Origin of the sequence: Flaviaestuariibacter amylovorans, from assembly GCF_039541815.1 — a bacterium.
GTDB classification, from domain to species: Bacteria; Bacteroidota; Bacteroidia; order Chitinophagales; family Chitinophagaceae; genus Flavisolibacter; species Flavisolibacter amylovorans.
Genome location: NZ_BAABGY010000016.1, coordinates 469,977 through 487,455, shown reverse-complemented (window position 1 = coordinate 487,455; position 17,479 = coordinate 469,977). Strand labels below are relative to the sequence as shown.

At 60.7% G+C, this 17,479-nt stretch carries 17 protein-coding genes; 9 read left to right on the top strand and 8 right to left on the bottom strand.

The window, feature by feature from the left end; all coding sequences use genetic code 11:
* Positions 1-106 precede the first annotated feature (106 nt).
* Positions 107-748: an alanyl-tRNA editing protein gene (locus tag ABD937_RS21775; protein WP_345258099.1), complete on the top strand. Its 642-nt coding sequence runs from the start codon at positions 107-109 to the stop codon at positions 746-748.
* Between the two features lie 175 nt (positions 749-923).
* Here the strand turns inward: ABD937_RS21775 and ABD937_RS21770 are convergent, their stop codons facing one another.
* A complete protein-coding gene (locus ABD937_RS21770) occupies positions 924-1,724 on the bottom strand; it encodes a tetratricopeptide repeat protein (protein ID WP_345258098.1) in 801 nt (266 codons plus the stop codon).
* Between the two features lie 767 nt (positions 1,725-2,491).
* Here ABD937_RS21770 and ABD937_RS21765 point away from each other — a divergent pair.
* The gene (locus ABD937_RS21765) at positions 2,492-4,933 is read left to right on the top strand and encodes a S9 family peptidase (protein ID WP_345258097.1); all 2,442 of its coding nucleotides are present in this window, start codon (positions 2,492-2,494) and stop codon (positions 4,931-4,933) included.
* 299 nt (positions 4,934-5,232) lie between these two features.
* Entirely contained in the window at positions 5,233-5,922 is a 690-nt protein-coding gene (locus ABD937_RS21760) for an XAC2610-related protein (protein ID WP_345258096.1), read from the top strand.
* A 45-nt stretch (positions 5,923-5,967) separates the two neighbouring features.
* Here the strand turns inward: ABD937_RS21760 and ABD937_RS21755 are convergent, their stop codons facing one another.
* From ABD937_RS21755 to ABD937_RS21730, 6 genes are all read right to left on the bottom strand, one after another.
* Positions 5,968-6,438, bottom strand: a complete 471-nt coding sequence (locus ABD937_RS21755; protein ID WP_345258094.1) for a hypothetical protein — start codon at positions 6,436-6,438, stop codon at positions 5,968-5,970.
* Between the two features lie 21 nt (positions 6,439-6,459).
* Entirely contained in the window at positions 6,460-6,897 is a 438-nt protein-coding gene (locus ABD937_RS21750; RefSeq protein ID WP_345258093.1) for a Fur family transcriptional regulator, read from the bottom strand.
* A gap of 11 nt (positions 6,898-6,908) precedes the next feature.
* A complete protein-coding gene (locus ABD937_RS21745) occupies positions 6,909-7,517 on the bottom strand; it encodes an SCO family protein (RefSeq protein WP_345258092.1) in 609 nt (202 codons plus the stop codon).
* A 409-nt stretch (positions 7,518-7,926) separates the two neighbouring features.
* Positions 7,927-8,349 (bottom strand): YybH family protein, encoded by a 423-nt coding sequence (locus ABD937_RS21740; RefSeq protein ID WP_345258091.1) that lies wholly within the window; start codon positions 8,347-8,349, stop codon positions 7,927-7,929.
* Between the two features lie 410 nt (positions 8,350-8,759).
* Positions 8,760-8,996 carry a hypothetical protein gene (locus tag ABD937_RS21735; RefSeq protein WP_345258090.1) on the bottom strand — a complete coding sequence of 79 codons (237 nt, stop codon included), beginning with the start codon at positions 8,994-8,996 and terminating at the stop codon, positions 8,760-8,762.
* A gap of 4 nt (positions 8,997-9,000) precedes the next feature.
* On the bottom strand, positions 9,001-9,801 hold the full coding sequence (locus ABD937_RS21730; protein ID WP_345258088.1) for a glycoside hydrolase family 25 protein: 801 nt from the start codon (positions 9,799-9,801) through the stop codon (positions 9,001-9,003).
* Positions 9,802-10,051: 250 nt separating this feature from the next.
* Between ABD937_RS21730 and ABD937_RS21725 the strand changes: the two genes are divergently transcribed.
* From ABD937_RS21725 to ABD937_RS21715, 3 genes are all read left to right on the top strand, one after another.
* Positions 10,052-11,080, top strand: a complete 1,029-nt coding sequence (locus ABD937_RS21725) for a radical SAM/SPASM domain-containing protein (RefSeq protein ID WP_345258087.1) — start codon at positions 10,052-10,054, stop codon at positions 11,078-11,080.
* Positions 11,081-11,631: 551 nt separating this feature from the next.
* Positions 11,632-12,081 carry a MarR family winged helix-turn-helix transcriptional regulator gene (locus ABD937_RS21720; protein WP_345258086.1) on the top strand — a complete coding sequence of 150 codons (450 nt, stop codon included), beginning with the start codon at positions 11,632-11,634 and terminating at the stop codon, positions 12,079-12,081.
* Between the two features lie 180 nt (positions 12,082-12,261).
* A complete protein-coding gene (locus ABD937_RS21715) occupies positions 12,262-13,539 on the top strand; it encodes a glycoside hydrolase family 10-like protein (protein ID WP_345258084.1) in 1,278 nt (425 codons plus the stop codon).
* 203 nt (positions 13,540-13,742) lie between these two features.
* Here ABD937_RS21715 and ABD937_RS21710 read toward each other — a convergent pair whose 3' ends face one another.
* On the bottom strand, positions 13,743-14,018 hold the full coding sequence (locus tag ABD937_RS21710; protein WP_345258083.1) for a hypothetical protein: 276 nt from the start codon (positions 14,016-14,018) through the stop codon (positions 13,743-13,745).
* 82 nt (positions 14,019-14,100) lie between these two features.
* Here ABD937_RS21710 and rpoN point away from each other — a divergent pair, with 82 nt between their 5' ends.
* The 3 genes from rpoN to ABD937_RS21695 all read left to right on the top strand — a co-directional run bounded on the left by rpoN (position 14,101) and on the right by ABD937_RS21695 (position 17,396).
* Positions 14,101-15,585, top strand: coding sequence for an RNA polymerase factor sigma-54 (gene rpoN / locus ABD937_RS21705; protein ID WP_345258081.1), 1,485 nt, complete (start codon positions 14,101-14,103; stop codon positions 15,583-15,585).
* Positions 15,586-15,768: 183 nt separating this feature from the next.
* A complete protein-coding gene (locus tag ABD937_RS21700; protein ID WP_345258080.1) occupies positions 15,769-16,419 on the top strand; it encodes a hypothetical protein in 651 nt (216 codons plus the stop codon).
* Between the two features lie 227 nt (positions 16,420-16,646).
* Positions 16,647-17,396 (top strand): phosphatase PAP2 family protein, encoded by a 750-nt coding sequence (locus ABD937_RS21695; RefSeq protein WP_345258079.1) that lies wholly within the window; start codon positions 16,647-16,649, stop codon positions 17,394-17,396.
* Positions 17,397-17,479: the final 83 nt, after the last annotated feature.

Here is a 17,479-nt window from a genome sequence, read left to right as displayed (position 1 = left end):
CGCATAATTCGAAGGACTGTATGCCTTCGTCTCACATGGCTTTTGGTTCCTTTGTACCGCCCGTTCCGGTATGCCCGGCGTGCATCACCTCACAAACCTGCGCACGATGCCTGTACACAAACTGTTCTGGGACGACCCCTACCTGGCCGAAATAGAAACGGTGGTCACGGGCGTTGACGGCAACGTAGTAACGCTGCAGGACACGATCGCGTACGCTTTCTCGGGAGGGCAGCAATCCGACGACGGAACCATCGGCGGCTGCCGGATCGTGCAGGCAGAGAAGCGGGGCCTGGAGATCTACTATACGCTCGATGAGGGCCACGGCCTCAGGACCGGCGACCGGGTGCCCGTGGCCATCGACTGGGAGAAGCGCTACCGGATCATGAAGCTGCATTTTGCGGCGGAGGTCATCCTGGAGTTAGTTAACCAGTATTTCAACCAGCCGGAAAAGATCGGCGCCAACATCACCTCCGAGAAGGCGCGCATCGATTTCGTGTGGGCAACGAATATCTCGGAAATCTTTCCCGTGCTGGAGGCAAAGGCAGGCGCGCTGATCGCGGCGAACAAGCCGATCCAAAGTGCGTTCAGTGACGTGGCTAAGGAGATCCGCTACTGGAGGATCGAGGGGTTTGGCCAGGTTCCCTGCGGCGGCACCCATATACGAACCACGGGCGAGATCGGCGCCTTGCGTCTCAAAAGAGACCGGCAGGGCAAAAACAAGGAGCGCATCGAGATCTACCTTGCCTGAACCAGGAGGACTGCTCCGCACGCGTCAAGGCTTCTTTCTACCGCAGGCGCAGCCCTTCTTTCCTCCGGAAAAGTGCTTGCAAGCTGCGCCCGCCCGGCTTCAATTCCCTTCCTGCATTACCCCATCAGCACATTACCCCACTAGCACATTAGCACATTAACTCATTAGCACATTACTACTTCACGCTCTTCCAGCGCCAGGCCACCTGGTAGGGATAGGTTTCGTAAATGGAGTTGTCTTCGTTGATGCTGTATCCTTTCTCGTAAAAGACCTTGCCCTGGCGGATAACGCGGAGGCCCTCCTCGTTGCGGCCCAGTTGCCCGAGGCATTTGCCCTTGTAGAAATACGCATCGGAGAACTGGCTGTATTTGGCGATGGCCCGGTCGAAGGCGGCGAGCGCTTCGGGGTAGCGCCCGGTCTCGTAATAAGCGATCCCGAGGTAATACAGGTCGAGGTGGTGAGTCCAGCCCTTGGCGTCGTGCTCCTTAATTTGTGCCTGCAGGAGGCGGAGCGCGCTGTCGGATTCGTTCAGCTGCAGGTGGCATACGGCCGACCAGAGATCGTAGGTGTGGTCCATCACGGAGGCGTTGCCTTTGGCGGCGCGCGCGGCTGCAAAGTCCTGAAGCGCCGAGCGGTATTGCTTCGCGAAGATGCACTTCATGAAGGCGCGGTAGTCGAGCCAGTGCGCGTCGTACTGCACGGCCTTGTCGAGGTACTCCATGGCAAGGTCGTGCTTGCGCATCTTGAACAGCGGCATTGCTTTCTGCTGCCACAGGTAGGCGATGGTGGAATCGGCGCGGAGGCCGGCATCGATGTGCTGCGTCCATTCGGGCGTCAGGTACGAATACTTCCAGGCGCCCCCTTTCAGGTGCACGGTCATGATCGAGTCCTGCCGCGCCGTGGCAGGCGTGCCGCCGAACTCGCGGTATTGGGCGATGGCCGCCATCGGTAAGAGGAGCAGGAGCAGGAAACGCATACGGGAAGGTAATGGGATAATGCGAGAACGGGGTCCCGGCGCTTCGCTCCGAAGCTTCGGAGGGGATGCAGGCCGAAGCGCCTGCATCATAGGGTAATGAAAGCCGTCGCGGTGCGATGGTTGTTTTTCGTGGGGTGAAGGCAAACGTACGGAGCCGCATATTGAACGCGAAGGCGCGGAGAGATTTGTTGAACGCGGAGGAGCAAAAGGGCGCTATGCAGTTTGCGATGGCGCAAGATGCGCTCTTTCCTTTCGTTGCCTCCTGCATTTCGTAAGCGGAGCGTCCCGCAGGGCGGTACATGCGCGGAGGCACCCCACTCCTGTGCTCACCCTTGTTGCCTGAGCGGCATTGTGCCTGAAAAGTGATAAGCATAAGGTGCGAAGAAGACTGCTGGCGTTGGGGGATGATTACGCTATCGGAGTTAAGGAACTGCTGCAAACTGCAGTAAGCCCTTCGCGCATGTCCCACTTTGCGGGACGCTCTGCCTACGACGGGCGGGAAGTCAGTGCGCAGTAATATCTTTTGAACAGTTGGAGTGTGACGTTGCGTCCTTTGCTCCCTGCGCGTCCAAATGATTTCGCGCCTTCGCGATACCACCCGATCACCTCTAAATGCAGACCGAAGCGCCTGCTTTTAGAGGATTGTAGTGCGCGGCGGCTACAGGTAAGGTGGCATTTTTACCTAGCGCGGGTAAAAACCGGCGGTCAATTGCGCCGTGAACCTTGGCAGTGAGTATCTTGTTTCCCTCAAAATTTCCCTTCTGCACATGAAACGCTTTTTCTACCTCTTCCTGCTCGGCGGCGCACTGTCGGCCCGCGCGCAGGACGCCGTATCGTACCAGCAGCCGCCGAAGGCCATCGCCGACCTGCTGCTCGCCCGCCCGACCCCGCTCGTGAGTACCGACGACAAAGGACAATGGATGCTCCTCGGCGAGCGCAACTCTTACCCGTCGGTGGAAGAGCTGGGCCAGCCCGAGCTGCGCCTCGCCGGCCTCCGCCTCAACCCCAACAACTTCGCGCCCTCGCGCCAGACCTTCCTCAGCGGCTTTAAGCTGAAGAACATCGCCAGCGGAAAGGAATTTCCGGTGACGGGCCTCCCCGCCGGCCTCGCCGCCTCGGCCCCGAGCTGGAACGCCGCGGGCACCCGCCTCGCCTTCCTGCACACTGCCAACGACCGTGTAGACCTGTACATGGTAGACGTAGCCACGCAAAAGGCGACCCGCGTCAATAAGCAGCCCCTCAACTCGACGCTGGGCTCCGCCTTTACCTGGATCGACGACGCTACCCTGCTCTACAAGGTGGCCACCCAGCCCGCTTCGGCCGCGCCGAAGAAACGCGCGCTTCCGAAAGGCCCCAACGTGCAGCAGAACATCGGCAAGGCCGCGCCCAGCCGCACCTACCAGGACCTCATCACCTCGCCGCACGACGAAGAAGTGTTCGCCTTCTACGCCACGTCGCAGCTGATGCAGTGGCGCGGCGGCGTTGAAACGAAGATCGGCACGCCGGGTCTCTACGCGTCGCTCACACCCTCGCCCGACAAGCAATACCTGCTGGCGCGCGCCCTCAGCCGTCCGTTCTCTTACCTCGTGCCCGCCGGCGGCTTCCCGGCTACCGTATCCATCCTCGACCGCACCGGCAAGACCGTGAAAGTGATCGCCGAGCTGCCCTCCTCAGAGAGCACACCCTCCGGCAACGACAACACCCAGAACGTGCCCCGCAGCTTCGACTGGCGCGACGATGCGCCCGCCACCGTTACCTGGGCGATGCCCCTCGACAGCGGCCTCATCCGCAAGCAAGTGCCGCACCACGACGCCGTGTACGCGCTCAGCGCGCCCTTCACCGGCGCCCCGCAGGAGCTGTTCCGCACCGAGATGCGCTATCGCGGCGCCCAGTGGGGCACCCGCAACGTGGCCCTCGTGGAAGAAGGCCTCCGCGGCAAGCAAACGACCCGCGTGCACGTGTACGACCCGTCGGCCAACAACCTGCGCAAGCTCTACGACCTGAGCACGCTCGACGCCTACAACAACCCCGGCAACGCCGTGACGCACCGCAACGAGTACGGCCGCCCCGTGCTCCAGCTCGTGGAGGGTGGCAGTAAGCTGCTGTTCAACAATAGCTCCGGCTCTACGCCCAAGGGCGACCTGCCCTTCCTCGCCACCATCGACCTCAAGACCGGCGAGCGCAAGATCGTTTGGCGCTGTCCCGAGGGCCAGTACGAATACGTGGCCGACGTGCTCGACGCCGAGCGCCTCCGCGTGCTCACCCGCCGCGAAAGCCAGACGATGCCGCCCAACTTCTACCTCCGCGACCTGAAGGCCGGCACCGAAAAGGCGCTCACCGCCTTCGCCAATCCCTACCCGGGCCTCGAGGGCGTCACGAAGCAGAAGGTATCCTACCAGCGCGCCGACTCGGTAGACCTCACCGGCGACCTTTACCTGCCGAAGGGCTACGACCCGAAGCGCGACGGTCCGCTGCCGGTGATCATCTGGGCCTACCCCCGCGAGTATAACAATGCCTCCGACGCCGCCCAGGTACGCGGCTCGCAGCACCGCTTTACCACCGTGAGCTGGGCCACGCCCGTGTTCTGGGTAACGCAGGGCTACGCCGTGCTCGACAACGCCGAGATGCCCATCGTAGGCAAGGGCGGCAAGCGGCCCAACGACTCGTTCCGCGAGCAGCTCGTGCTGAACGCCGAGGCGGCCATTGGCAAGCTGGCTTCGATGGGCGTGGGCGATCCGAAGCGGGTGGCCGTGGGTGGGCACAGCTACGGCGCCTTCATGACGGCCAACCTGCTGGCGCACACCAACCTGTTCCGTGCGGGCATCGCGCGCAGCGGCGCTTACAACCGTACGCTCACGCCCTTCGGCTTCCAGAACGAGGACCGTACCTATTGGCAGGCCCGCGAGCTGTATACCGAGATGAGCCCGTTCACCTACGCCGATAAGATCAAGACGCCGCTGCTGCTGGTGCACGGCGAGCTCGACGATAACCCCGGCACCTTCCCCATCAACTCGGAGCGCCTCTACAATGCCGTGAAAGGCCATGGCGGCACCGTGCGCTACGTGCAGCTGCCCTACGAGGCGCACAGCTACCGCGGCCGCGAGAACCTGCTGCACCTCATGTACGAGCAGCACCAGTGGCTGGAGAAATACGTAAAGGCACCGGTGCCGGCGGCAGCGCCCGGCGAAAAGCAGAAGGCCACCTTCTAGCGTGAAGCGTCAATCGTGAATCGTGAAGAGAGCCCCCAAACGTTGGGGGCTCTGTTTTTTTGGAGAAAGGTGCGGATGGTCAGGAGCACTTCGATCCGGACTAGTTCGTCCGGAAGTACCGTGACGGCTTGCGTCGCCAAAACATTCACGATTGAGGGTTCGCGCTTCACAGCTCACGACCACTCACACATGCAAATTTCCTTTAACACATAATTATTGATGAACGGGCAACCGGGACTTGTATTTGTTCGGGAAACCACGGACCTTTGTGCTGTTCCCCAACCTCTTTTATTGCGTCCATGAAAACCCTGCGGCTTCCCACGCTCGTTCCTGTCCTCTTTTCGGGCTTTGCCCTGCTGTTGCTGGCCTCCTGCCAGGAGGCGGCGAAGCGTCCCTCCGTATCGCAGCGCCACCCCGACGGCGCGGTGCGCTTCGCGGCCTATTCCGAAGGGCCCGTGCGCACCGGCAAGCTGCGCGTAGCGCTCAACGGCGACGTATGGGAAGGAGAACTCACCTACCGCGGCGAAAGCCTCGAGTCGCTGCACGTGAAGCGCTGTACGCACCCTACGCTGAAGCGCATCTTCAAGCAAAAAGAGGAAGAGCATTTCCAGCTGCCGCTCCTGCCGGGTACCGACACGGTCCGCCAACTTGACCTCACGGAGCGATGGGTCACCCATGATTTCTCCGAAGGCGGCCGCATCGTGACGCAGGACATCAACTTCGACGGGCACACCGACCTGCTGCTCTTCAATGCGCAGGAAAGCGGGGCCTCCAACCAGCAGTACGACCTTTGGGTATATGATGCGTCGAAGAAAGATTATTGCTGTTGGAACCTGCCGGAGCGCACCGGCCTCGGCCTCTGGGAGGTAGACCGCAAGCGCAGGCGTCTGACCCTCGGCTATGCCCAGCCCGACGGCGCGCAGGTGATGGCCGTGTACAAAGTACTGCACGACACCACGGTGCAGCTGGTGAAGCGGGACAGCTTGTAGTTTGCCGTTTGGCGTTTGAAGTGGGGTGCCTCCGGGTACCTTTTTTTATTGCCGGTCGCAGGCGTTCTGTACCCAATGATTCAAGGAATAGCCCCCATAGAGCCGGTGTTGTTCATCCAGCCGGATATAGAGCAGCAGGGGCGATCCGTTTCCGGTATCAATAACGGTGCGGTAAACGTCTACCGGTGCATCATCGGGAACATACGTGTACCAATACTCCGTGAGGCGGCCGGGATTGCCGGTATGTTCCGGCAGGCGGGCGAGGTCCGGATCGCCGGAATGGCGAAAGCTTCGATACGCTTGCACCAGGCGGGCATTGAAGCCCGCATCCCGGCGCGGGATCCCGGTGCGTACGAGCCGGTCGAGGCGGCCTTCGCAGCTATCCGGCCGGTAGGCGCCGCTGCGTATGTACGACGTTACGTCGACCTCCCGGCCCTGCATGTCGCGCAGCGTATACCGTTGCCCGCAGGCAGTGAGCAGGAGCCACAAGAAACAGGAGGTATAGAGTCGACGCACAACTACAAACTTCAAACTGCGCTACGCGCAATGCTTGCACACCCCGTTGATCAGCACCTGCACCGTTTCGGCGCGGTAGCCGTCGGGCAGGCCGATCTGCGGAGATACGACGTCGTCGAGGCAGTAGGTCTTCTGGCACTGGCTGCAAATGAAGTGTACGTGGTCATCGTGGTGATGGCCGTCGCCGCAATCCTTGCAAAGGGCGTACAGTACCGAGTTGTCGGCGGTGGGAATGCTGTGGAGGATGCCCTTTTCCTCAAAGGTCTGGAGGGTGCGGTATACCGTAACGCGGTCGAACTTCTCGCCGGCCTTTTTCTCGATATCGCCATGGGCGAGGGCATCGGGGTGCGAGAGGAAGATCGAAAGGATCTTTTTACGCGAGTCGGTCACGCTCAGGTTCTTGCGCCGCAGGATCTCGGCGATCTTCAGCTCGGTCGTTTTCTGTGGGTTGGAGGCCATGCGGCGCCTGTTTATTTCTCCAGCAATTTACGAACGTCCCGCTGGAGTTCCTGCATTTCATTGGCTTTTAGTCCGTCGTAGATCTTCATCACCTTGCCTTCGCGGTTCACCAGGGCGATGAACTGGGAGTGGAGGAATTCGTCGGCGGGGCTTTGCAGGTTGTTGTTGGGGTCGTCGATGGCGTAGGAGCGGCGGGCGGCGTTGTAGAGCGAGTCTTTGCGGCCGGTGAGGAAGCGCCACTGGCGGGTATCCACCTGCATCGAGTCGGCATAGCGGCGCAGCACGGGCACGGAATCGTACTCGGGATCGGAGGTGTGGGAGAGGAGCAGGAAGTCTTTCTGGCCCTTAAAGGCCTCGTACACCGGCTTCAGGTTGTTGTTCATCTTGGGGCACACGCCGCGGCAGGTGGTGAAGAAGAAGTTGACGGCCGTGACCTTGCCGGCGATGTCCTGCTGCGTTACGGTGCGGCCGTCCTGGTCGGTGAAGGCAAAGGGCTGCACTTCGGCCACGGGCGGGATGCGCTTCTTGAAGAAGTCGGGCACGAACAGGGCGAGGGCGCCCACGAAGCCGAGGAACAGGAGGGAGAAGAAGATGATGTAGTTGATGCGTTTGCGCGACATGGCGCGAAATTACGGACGGGAAGAACCTGCACACAGGACTTTGGTCAACTCTTAACGGAGAAAGGCATTGGAAGCAAAAGAGGTGTTTTTTAACCGCTAAGAAAAAGAAGAAGCTAAGGTTTTCGCTAAGTAGAGGGTTGTCTATTTGTGCAGACGAAGCGTAGCTTGTCTGCATGCCGGCCGGAGCGCCGGCATCTATTCGTCTATTTGTAATGGGTTGTTTCTGTGCGGCATTCCTTATCGTACTTCAAAATCCTACTGGTGAAAGAAGGCGGCAGCGGTAACGCCTGAAGTTCAGAAGGTGCTCATCCGCGCTCATCCTATCAAATCCGTAAGATCCGCGTTCCTTCTCTCTTGCCGGAACCTCGAGAACAGCCCCTTAAAAAGATCTGAAATCCGAGATCTGAGATCAAGAGCTGTGGTCCGATACAATCACCCAGCGGCCCCTGATCTTGCGGAAGAGGAGGTTGAAGTGCCCGCCCTGGTCGCCCTTCGTGCGTGCGAGGTGCCACTTGCCCACCACGTAGTAGTACTCGGGCGAGAGCCGCTTCACGTGCAGGAGGTTGAAGGTCAGCTTGCCCATCGCCACCGTATCGGGGTATGCCTTTTCATAGTTGCCGAGGATATCCTGCCAGCCGTATTCAAGGCCCTTGGAGCCGATGAACATCAGCGAATCGCTTTTCCAGTAGCCTTCCATAAAGCCCGGCAGGTCGCCGCGGTTCCAGGCGACGACCTGCTTGCCCAGGACCGCGCGGATCTCTTTTTCATCCCGGTGCTGGGCGACGACGGTCAGCGACACAAAGAGCAGGCAAAGGAGGAAGATGCGTTTCATGGCAACAAGTTAGGGAAAGGGGCACGCAGAATGCGCGGAACACGCGGAATACTAGTGGGGGACGCGGTTGTTTTTATTCCTGCATTCTTTCGGTGCGGCGGCCGCGGGTGCCGGTTTTCCTCTAAATGTGGAGGCCCCACTCAGGTGCTGCCCTTTTGGATAAAACGCGTAAGAGGGAGGGCTGACGGTGTAACCGGTGATGCTGCAGTGACTGGCACCCGCACCCGCATTACTCTCAAAACCATTTTCCGCGTTTTCTCCAAAGAGCTTCCCCTATCAACCGCTTGAATTTTTAGCGGAAAAGCAGCTATAAAGCCCCACGCCCTTAGGAAAATGGGCTACCGGAAAGAATACACGCAGTGAAAAGCAAATAATTTCCGTGTGTTCTGCGTGTTCTGCGTGCCATCCGCCTACTTCCAAAGTTTGTAGTAATACCGGAGCAGTGCCGCGAAGCTGACCACGGCGAAGAGGTAAAAGAAGATGTTGAACCCGTCGACGCCGCCTTGCAGGGGCACGGCCCAGCCGAGCGCGAAGCCGAAGAGCGTCATGAAGAACATCCAGAAGAGCCCCAGGAACAGCGTGTTCATCACCTTTTTGAGGTGCCGCCGCATCTTGGGGTCCATTCCGCCTTCTTCGTATTGATCCATGGGCTCAAGGTACCAATAAAGCACGGAAGGCGGCCGAGTCGCCGCTGAATACGTTGAAGTCGACCTTCGAAAGGATGCCGTTGACGCGCCCGCTCTCGGAGTGCTGCCAGAAGGCCCATTGCCGCGTGGTGCGGGGCCGCTCCGGTTGCAGGTAGTGCGCCACCCACAGCGGGTACTCGTCGAAGTGGCCCGCGAGGTAGTTGTTGTAAAAACTGAGGTAGGTATAGATGATGGGCCGCACGCCGTAGTACTGCTCGGTGATGTCGAGCCAGGCCTTCAGCTCCTTGCGCACCGCCGCGGGCGAGCGGCCGCCGGCATTTTCGATGTCGACCACGGGTGGCAGGTCGCCGGGGGCGAGGGCTACGGTCTTGATGAAGTGCTCGGCCTGGATGCGGCCGCTGCGGGCGGGCAGGAAGAAGTGGTAAGCGCCGCGTACGATGCCGGCGTCGCGGCTCCGCTTCCAGTTGCGCCTGAAGTAGGGATCTACAGAAGAAACGCCCTCGGTGGCCTTGATAAAAGCGAAGCCGAGGCGGATGCCGTCGCTGTTCATCTCGCGCACGGCCTTCCAGGAGATGCCCTGCTGGTAGCGCGACACGTCGATGCCATGGATGGGGTACTGGGCCGGAATGGTGATGCCGAACTCGGGGTAATGTACCGAGCGGAGGTCTTCGGTGCGCCACCACATCCAGGCCAGCCAGGCGAGCCCGGCGCCTGCCAGGAAGATCATGAGCGCGATAAAGCGCCGCGCGAAGACCTGCGAGCGGGCAACGGATTTCGAGGGAGGGCGGCGGCGCGGCGGGGGCATGCGGCAAAGCTAATGGGAGAAAGGTTCAGGGGGTTTAGAAGGTTTAGGGGGTTTAGAAGGTTTAGGGAGTTTAGGAGGTTGGCTGCCGCCGACGCATGGGCAATACCTCTAGACCGGCTTTTTCATTTCGAATCTGGTTGCCCGGACTAAAATCAACCCCACGGAGAACTTCACTGGTAGCCTTTGGACGGAAAACCTCCTAAACCTTCTAAACCCCCTAAACCTTGTTGTTCTTGTATCTTCGCCGCGCATGCCCTTCAACTTCACCGACAGCCTCAACTTCCTATCGAAGCTCACGCCACGCCGCGCCTGGAACGGGCTGAAGGTCTACAGCTCCTACCACCTGAGCCGCTGGACCGGCAAGACGATCCACTGGGGCATGCCCGTGTCGATCTCCTTCGAGCCCACCACCAGCTGCAACCTGCGCTGCCCCGAGTGCCCCTCCGGCCTCCGCGCCTTCACGCGCCCCACGGGCATGCTCAAAAAAGATTTCTTCCGCGAAACGATCGACGAGCTGGCGCCCGAGCTGGCCTACCTCGTGTTCTACTTCCAGGGCGAGCCCTTCCTCAACCCCGACTTCCTCGAAATGGTGCGCTATGCCTCGCAAAAGGGGATCTATACGGCTACCTCCACCAATGCCCACTATCTCAAGGACGACGTGGCCCGCCGCACCGTGGAGAGCGGCCTCGACCGCCTCATCATCTCCATCGACGGCACCACGCAGGAGACCTACCAGCAGTACCGCGTGGGCGGCCGCCTCGATAAAGTGCTCGAAGGTGCCCGCAACATCGTGAAATGGAAGAAGGAGCTGAACAGCAAAACACCGTTTATCGTATTCCAGTTCCTCGTGGTGCGCCACAACGAGCACCAGGTGGAGGAAGTGCGGGCGCTTGCCAAAGAGATCGGCGTCGACGACGTATGGCTGAAGACGGCGCAGGTGTACGATTACGAGAACGACCCCAACCGACTCATCCCGGAAAACAACAAGTACAGCCGTTATAAAAAGGGCGCCGATGGCAAGATGGCCTTCAAGGGCAACAACGCCAACCACTGCTGGCGCCTCTGGCACGACCCGGTGATCACCTGGGACGGCGCCGTGGTGCCCTGCTGCTTCGACAAGGACGCGCAGCACCGCCTCGGCCACCTGCGCGAAGGCTCGTTCCGGCAGATCTGGCGCAGCGGCGTGTACCAGCAGTTCCGCTCCCAGGTGCTGCAGAGCCGGAGCAATATCGATATCTGCGCGAACTGCTCGGAGGGCGTGAAGGTTTGGGAAACGTGAATCGTGAATCGGCAATCGTGAATGCTTCACCGGCGCGGCTGTGCCTAACCGGTCCTTTTCCTTTACTACCGACGGCCGCGGGCGACTGTCGTTGCGAGCGCAGCGAAGCAATCTCCTACGTTACGCGTGAGGCCACGACGAAGTGGCCTGTTGCCCATACAGCTGCACTGTTGCCTGCTCTTGATTTTTCTGGCGCTACTGCGGTGCCACGTTTTACGATCTTTCCGCGTAACGCAGGCGATTGCTTCGTTGCAGGCCTGCCTCCGGCGGCCTGCTGCCTCGCAATGACGGCCACTCCGCGTAAAGCATCATTCTTTGCGCGCTCCCCTCGTCTTCGCATCTCCGCAGCCTGTCCCGCCAACGGCGGGATGAAACCCGCGTCCAACTTTAGGAAAAGCAGGCCGCTCGCGGCCGGTAATATCAGAAAGCCGCTCATCGCCGCGTCGCCACGCGCAATCGTGAGCGCAGCGAACGGGCCGCTGGCCTGCTTTTTTATCCGGCTGAACTTGAAGTTTCCTTAACCGGCACGGTCTTACCTTTATCGACGCTATATGGGTATCGAACAAGACATTCACCAGAAGAAATTCGTCTCCGCCAAGCAAAAGGCGATGATCAACCTGCTGTATACCTACGGCTGGATCATGGAGCGCGTCAAGCACTTCCTCGCCTCCGAAGACATCACCCACCAGCAGTTCAACATCCTGCGCATCCTCCGCGGCGCGGCACCCGAACCGCTCTCTACCCTGCAGATCCGCGAGCGCATGCTCGACAAGATGAGCGATACCTCCCGCATCGTGGACCGCCTCGTGGCCAAGGAGCTCGTGCAGAAATGCACCTGCCCCAAAGACAAGCGCCTCGTCGACGTCACCATCTCGCCCAAGGGCCTCGCCCTGCTCGAGAAGATCGATAAGGAGGGCGACCATATCGAGGAGATCATGGGCCGCCTCTCCGAAGCCGAAGCCACCCAGTTGTCCAATATGCTCGACCAGCTCCGGGGGTGACGTTTATTGGTCTATTAGTCTATTTGTTTATTGGTAAGGGGTCGTTTGCGGCGCGACTGTTCCGTTTTTAACGAAACCGCACCAAACGCAGCGGCCGAAAACCCATCAAAACCCCCGACCTTCAAAACCCCCGACCTTCAAAACCCAAAGAACCATCAGAACCCACTCCCAGTATCCACCATGAAGCACCTCCTCACTACCTTTTTCCTGGCCCTCGCGGCGGCAGCCACCGCGCAGGACACGACGCGCGTCGACTCGGTGCCCGCCTCTTTCGCTGATACCTCGGCCAGCCCGGCCGCCCCGGCGTACGAGTTCCGCGGCGTGTGGATGGCCTCGGTCGACAATATCGACTGGCCGGCACGGGGGCAATACAACCCCGACTCGCAGCGCATCGACTTCCGCCGCCAGCTCGACCTGCACAAGGCCAACGGCATGAACGCCGTGGTGGTGCAGGTGCGCCCCGCCGCCGATGCCTTCTACCCCTCGCCCTACGAGCCCTGGAGCCAGTGGCTCACCGGCCAGCAGGGCCGCCCGCCCGTGCCCTTCTACGACCCGATGCAGTTCGGCATCGAGGAAGCCCATAAGCGCGGCATGGAATACCACGCCTGGCTCAACCCCTATCGCGCGGTATTCAGCACGCGGAGCTCCTCCATCGCGCCGGCCCACGTCACCCGCCTCCACCCCGAGTGGTTTGTGACCTACGGCAGCACGCGCTATTTCGACCCCGGCAACCCCGAGGCCCAGCAATGGGTGGTGAACGTGGTGAAAGACATCGTGGAACGCTACGACGTGGACGCCATCCACATGGATGACTACTTCTACCCGTACCGCATCGCCGGCAAGGAGTTTCCCGACTCGGCCTCCTACCGCCTCTACGGCAACGGCCTCACGAAGGACGCCTGGCGCCGCTCCAACACCGACTCCATCATTACCAAGATCGGCCGCGCCATCCGCGCCACGAAGCCCTGGGTGAAGTTCGGCATCTCGCCGTTCGGGGTCTGGCGCAACAAGAGCCAGGATCCGGAGGGCTCCAATACGCAGGCCGGCGTCACCAACTACGATGACCTCTATGCCGACATCCTGCTCTGGCTCCGCGAAGGCTGGATCGATTACGTGACGCCGCAGATCTACTGGGAGATCGGCCACCCGCGGGCCGAGTACGCCACGCTGGTAGACTGGTGGGCGAAACATGCCTATGGCCGCCACGTGTACATCGGGCACGGCATCTACCGCTTTTACGAGAAGGCCCCGGCCTGGCACCGCAAGGACCAGATCCCGCGGCAGATCGAAATCCTACGGCGCTACCCCGAGATCCAGGGTTCCGTTTACTTTTCCTCGAAAAGCTTCGAGCGCAATCCCAACGGCTGGAACGATACCCTCCGCCTCAACCACTACCGCCTCCCCGCCGAAGTGCCGCCGATGCCCTGGCTGCCTGCGCGGCCGAAGGCCGCGCAGTGATCTCAGATCTGGGATCGCGGATCTGTGATCTGTTTCTGGTCGTGGCCGTACTACAGCAATGGAAGCGTTTTGATCTGGAGACGCGCGTTCTATACCGCCAGTCCTGAACTGAACAGCCGTTGCTCCGATTCCAGGAAAGGCCGCAGCCAGTAAGAACTCTTGCACTTTAAGCAGATCACAGATCTGACATCCGAGATCTGAGATCACCGAATGCCCGCGAAGCGGGCATTCGGTTTCTGTTCCAAATAATCTACATATTCCTTGGAGCCGAGCCGGATAAAGAGGCTTTTGCCGGTGGCCTGCTGAAAGCGGAACTCGGTGCGGCAGAAAAAGGACAACCCGCGCACGGCCCGGTCCGGTGGAACAGTTTTTTTAAGATAGATGGGGAACGAGTCCCGGGGCGATGGGGCGCGGAATTGCGCCGAAACGCCGGAACCCATTAGTAAAAGAAAACCTAAGCCGCAGAGCCGCCTGTCCATCCCCAATGATTTGGTGTAAATTTACGGCTTGACGCAGTGAAACCAGAGACCGCCTTCGCGGCCGCAGAAAAGAGGGATTTTTATGAGCCTGAACCAGAGTCTACAACAAAAGCTGTTACAAAAGCTTTCGCCCCAGCAGATCCAGCTGATGAAGCTGCTGCAGGTGCCTACTGCCATTCTCGACGACCGCATCAAGGAGGAGCTCGAGGAGAACCCCGCCCTGGAGCTGACCGACGAAGGCTTCGAAGGCGACGAAACGCCCGACGAGTTCGCCTCCAACGACTCCGACGAGTACGAGGAGGGCGACTCTGCCGACGATCCCTATGAGAACATCGACATCTCCGACTACGTGTCGGAAGGCGACGACGACATCGCCGACTACAAGATGCGCGACGAGAACTACGGCGACCAGGAAGAAAAGACCACCCTCCCGTACCGCGTGGAGACCTCCTTCTACGAGCAGCTCGAAGCCCAGCTCGGTATGCTCAACCTCGACGACCGCCAGTATAAGATCGCGGAGCAGATCATCGGCTCCATCGACGAGGACGGCTACCTCCGCCGCGAGACCTCGGCCATCGTGGATGACCTCGCCTTCCGCCAGAACGTGATGACCTCCGACGAAGAAGTGGAATCGCTCATCAAGCGCATCCAGAACTTCGACCCCCCGGGCGTGGCCGCCCGCGACCTGCAGGAATGCCTCATCCTCCAGCTCCAGCGCCAGAAGATCGACGGCAAGGAAGTGGAGATCGCCATCCAGGCCCTCACCCGCTACTTCGACGAATTCACCAAGAAGCACTACGAGAAGATCCAGCGCGGCCTCAACCTTACCGACGAAGGCCTCAAGGAGGTCATGATCCAGATCACGAAGCTGAACCCGAAGCCGGGCGGCAACGTGGGCGAGGTCAACAAGGCGGAAGCGTACGTGGTACCCGACTTCTTCATCTACAACAACGCGGGCAAGCTCGAGCTGACGCTCAACTCCAAGAACGCCCCCGAGCTGCGCATCTCCGAAGGCTACCGCGACATGCTGAAAGAGTACGACCGCGGCCAGAAAAAAGACCGCCGCCAGAAAGAGGCCGTGCTCTTCATCAAGCAAAAGATCGACGCCGCCAAGTGGTTCATCGACGCCATCAAGCAGCGCCAGCATACGCTCCTCTCCACCATGACGGCCATCATGAACCACCAGCAGGAGTTCTTCATGACCGGCGACGAGACCTCGCTGCGCCCGATGATCCTGAAGGACATCGCCGAGCGTACCGGCCTCGACATCTCCACGGTGAGCCGCGTGGCCAACTCCAAGTTCGTGCAGACCGAGTTCGGCACCTACCGCCTCAAGTTCTTCTTCTCCGAATCGCTCACCACCGACACGGGCGAAGAGGTATCGACGCGCGAGGTGAAGAAGATCCTCTCCGACCTCATCGAAGGCGAAAGCAAGAAAAAGCCCCTCTCCGACGAGCGCCTCACCGAACTCCTCCAGGAAAAAGGCTACAACATCGCCCGCCGCACCGTGGCCAAATACCGCGAGCAGCTCAACATCCCGGTAGCGCGCCTGCGGAAAGAACTTTAGGGAGTACTTGAATAATAGAATAATAGAACAATAGAATACTTGAGGGGAGGGATGAGCAATCATCCCTCCCTTTTCTTTTTCCCTCCCCTCAAGTACTCGAGTACTCATGTACTCAATTAATCAAGTATTCCCCTCCAAACTCCTCCCTCCAATTCCTCCTCCCTGCTTACTTTTGCCCTCCGCATGAACACAACCACCGAAGCTCCCCACCCATTCCATCCTGCTCTCCGCGCCCTGGCGCAGGGGCTGTCGGTGCTGCTCCACCCGCTCTTCATCCCGGTGTACATCCTGCTCTTCTTCCTCTACGAGAGCCCGTTCACGGTAACGCTCGACGCCGGGCAGAAGGGACGCCTCGCGATCTCCTTCTCGCTCATGTACATCCTCTTCCCGCTGGTGACGGTGCTGCTGGCCAAGGGGCTCGGCTTTGTCGACTCCATCCGCCTGCAGTCGCAGAAGGACCGCATCATCCCCTATATCGGCTGCACCATCTATTATTTCTGGATGTGGTACGTGCTGCACAAGCAGGGCTCTTTCCCCGAGCCGCTGGCCTGGTTCTCGCTCGCGGTATTCCTCGCCACATCCGCGGGTCTCGTGCTCAATGCCTGGATCAAGATCTCGATGCATGCCCTGGCGGCCGGCGTGGCGGTGGCCTTTCTCTATGTGCTGGCGCTGCATACGCCTTTTTCCTTTGGCCTGTACCTGTCGATCGGCTTTTTCGTGACCGGCCTCATCTGCACCGCCCGCCTCGTGACCGGCGATCACAACCCCTTCGAGGTGTACGCCGGACTGACCGTGGGCGCCGGGGCCATGGCGGTGGCGATGGCCTTTGCCTGACCGTGCGAATCCTCACGTAGCTCATAGCCGCATTGGTGCACGCCTCTGCTTTCCGGCCGGGCCTCCTGCAACACATTTCGCGCCCATTGCCGGATGCTGCCCGTGGCGGCGCAGTACACCGGCGGCAACTGCTTTTTTGCCCCGCGGCGCACGCCAAACTTCGTTGAACGATCCCGCCGGCAAGGTGCCGGAAAATAGTTGTAGCTTCCGGGAACGACCAACTGCTTGTGAAACACGTACTCCTGCCGCTTTTGCTGCTGCCGGCCCCCCTGCGCCTGCTGGCCGCCGACTCCACGATCCCCGCACCCGTGAACATCCCTGCCCTGCCAAAGACCGCGTCCGGCTGGCGCACCGGCGCCAAGGTGCTCGTCTATACCGGCCTTACGGCCGTCACCTATCGCTTCGGCGACGCCGCCATCCGGCGCTTTACCCAAAGCAAGCTCACGGCCCCGGAGCGCGACGTGTCGCGCGCGATCAGCCACCTGGGCGAAGACCGCTATGCCTGGATGGCCTGCGGCGCGCTGACCGTGGCGGGCTTCTGCCGGCGCAACGAGCGAATGCGGCACACAAGCGCCATCTGGGCCGGCGGCCTCGCCCTGTCCGACTTCGCCACGGGCCGGCTCAAATACGGGATCCAGCGGCACCGCCCCAGCAGCGGGTCGGCTTACAACAGCTTCGATGGGCCCGGCGGCCCGCGCAGGCATACCTCGTTTTCGTCGGCCCACACCGCTACCGCCTTTGCTACGGCCACCGCCTTTGCCCTGGCCTACCGCGAAAAACGCTGGGTGGCTCCGGTCAGTTACGGGCTGGCTTCGCTGGTAGGCGCGTCCCGCATCACCAACAATGCGCATTGGGCCTCTGATGTGCTCGTGGGCGCCGCCATCGGTCACCTTTCCGTAAGGGCCTCCGACTGGTTGTACCGAAAGGTGGGCGAGGGCCGGGCGCGGAGCAAGGCGAAAAAGGTGGTTGCGTTCTGACTCCGTCCGCCGATGTTATCCTGACGGGCAGCAAAGAGCTCAGCGAAGGCGGGAGGCGCGTCTTTTTTCGGCTGGCATGGAAA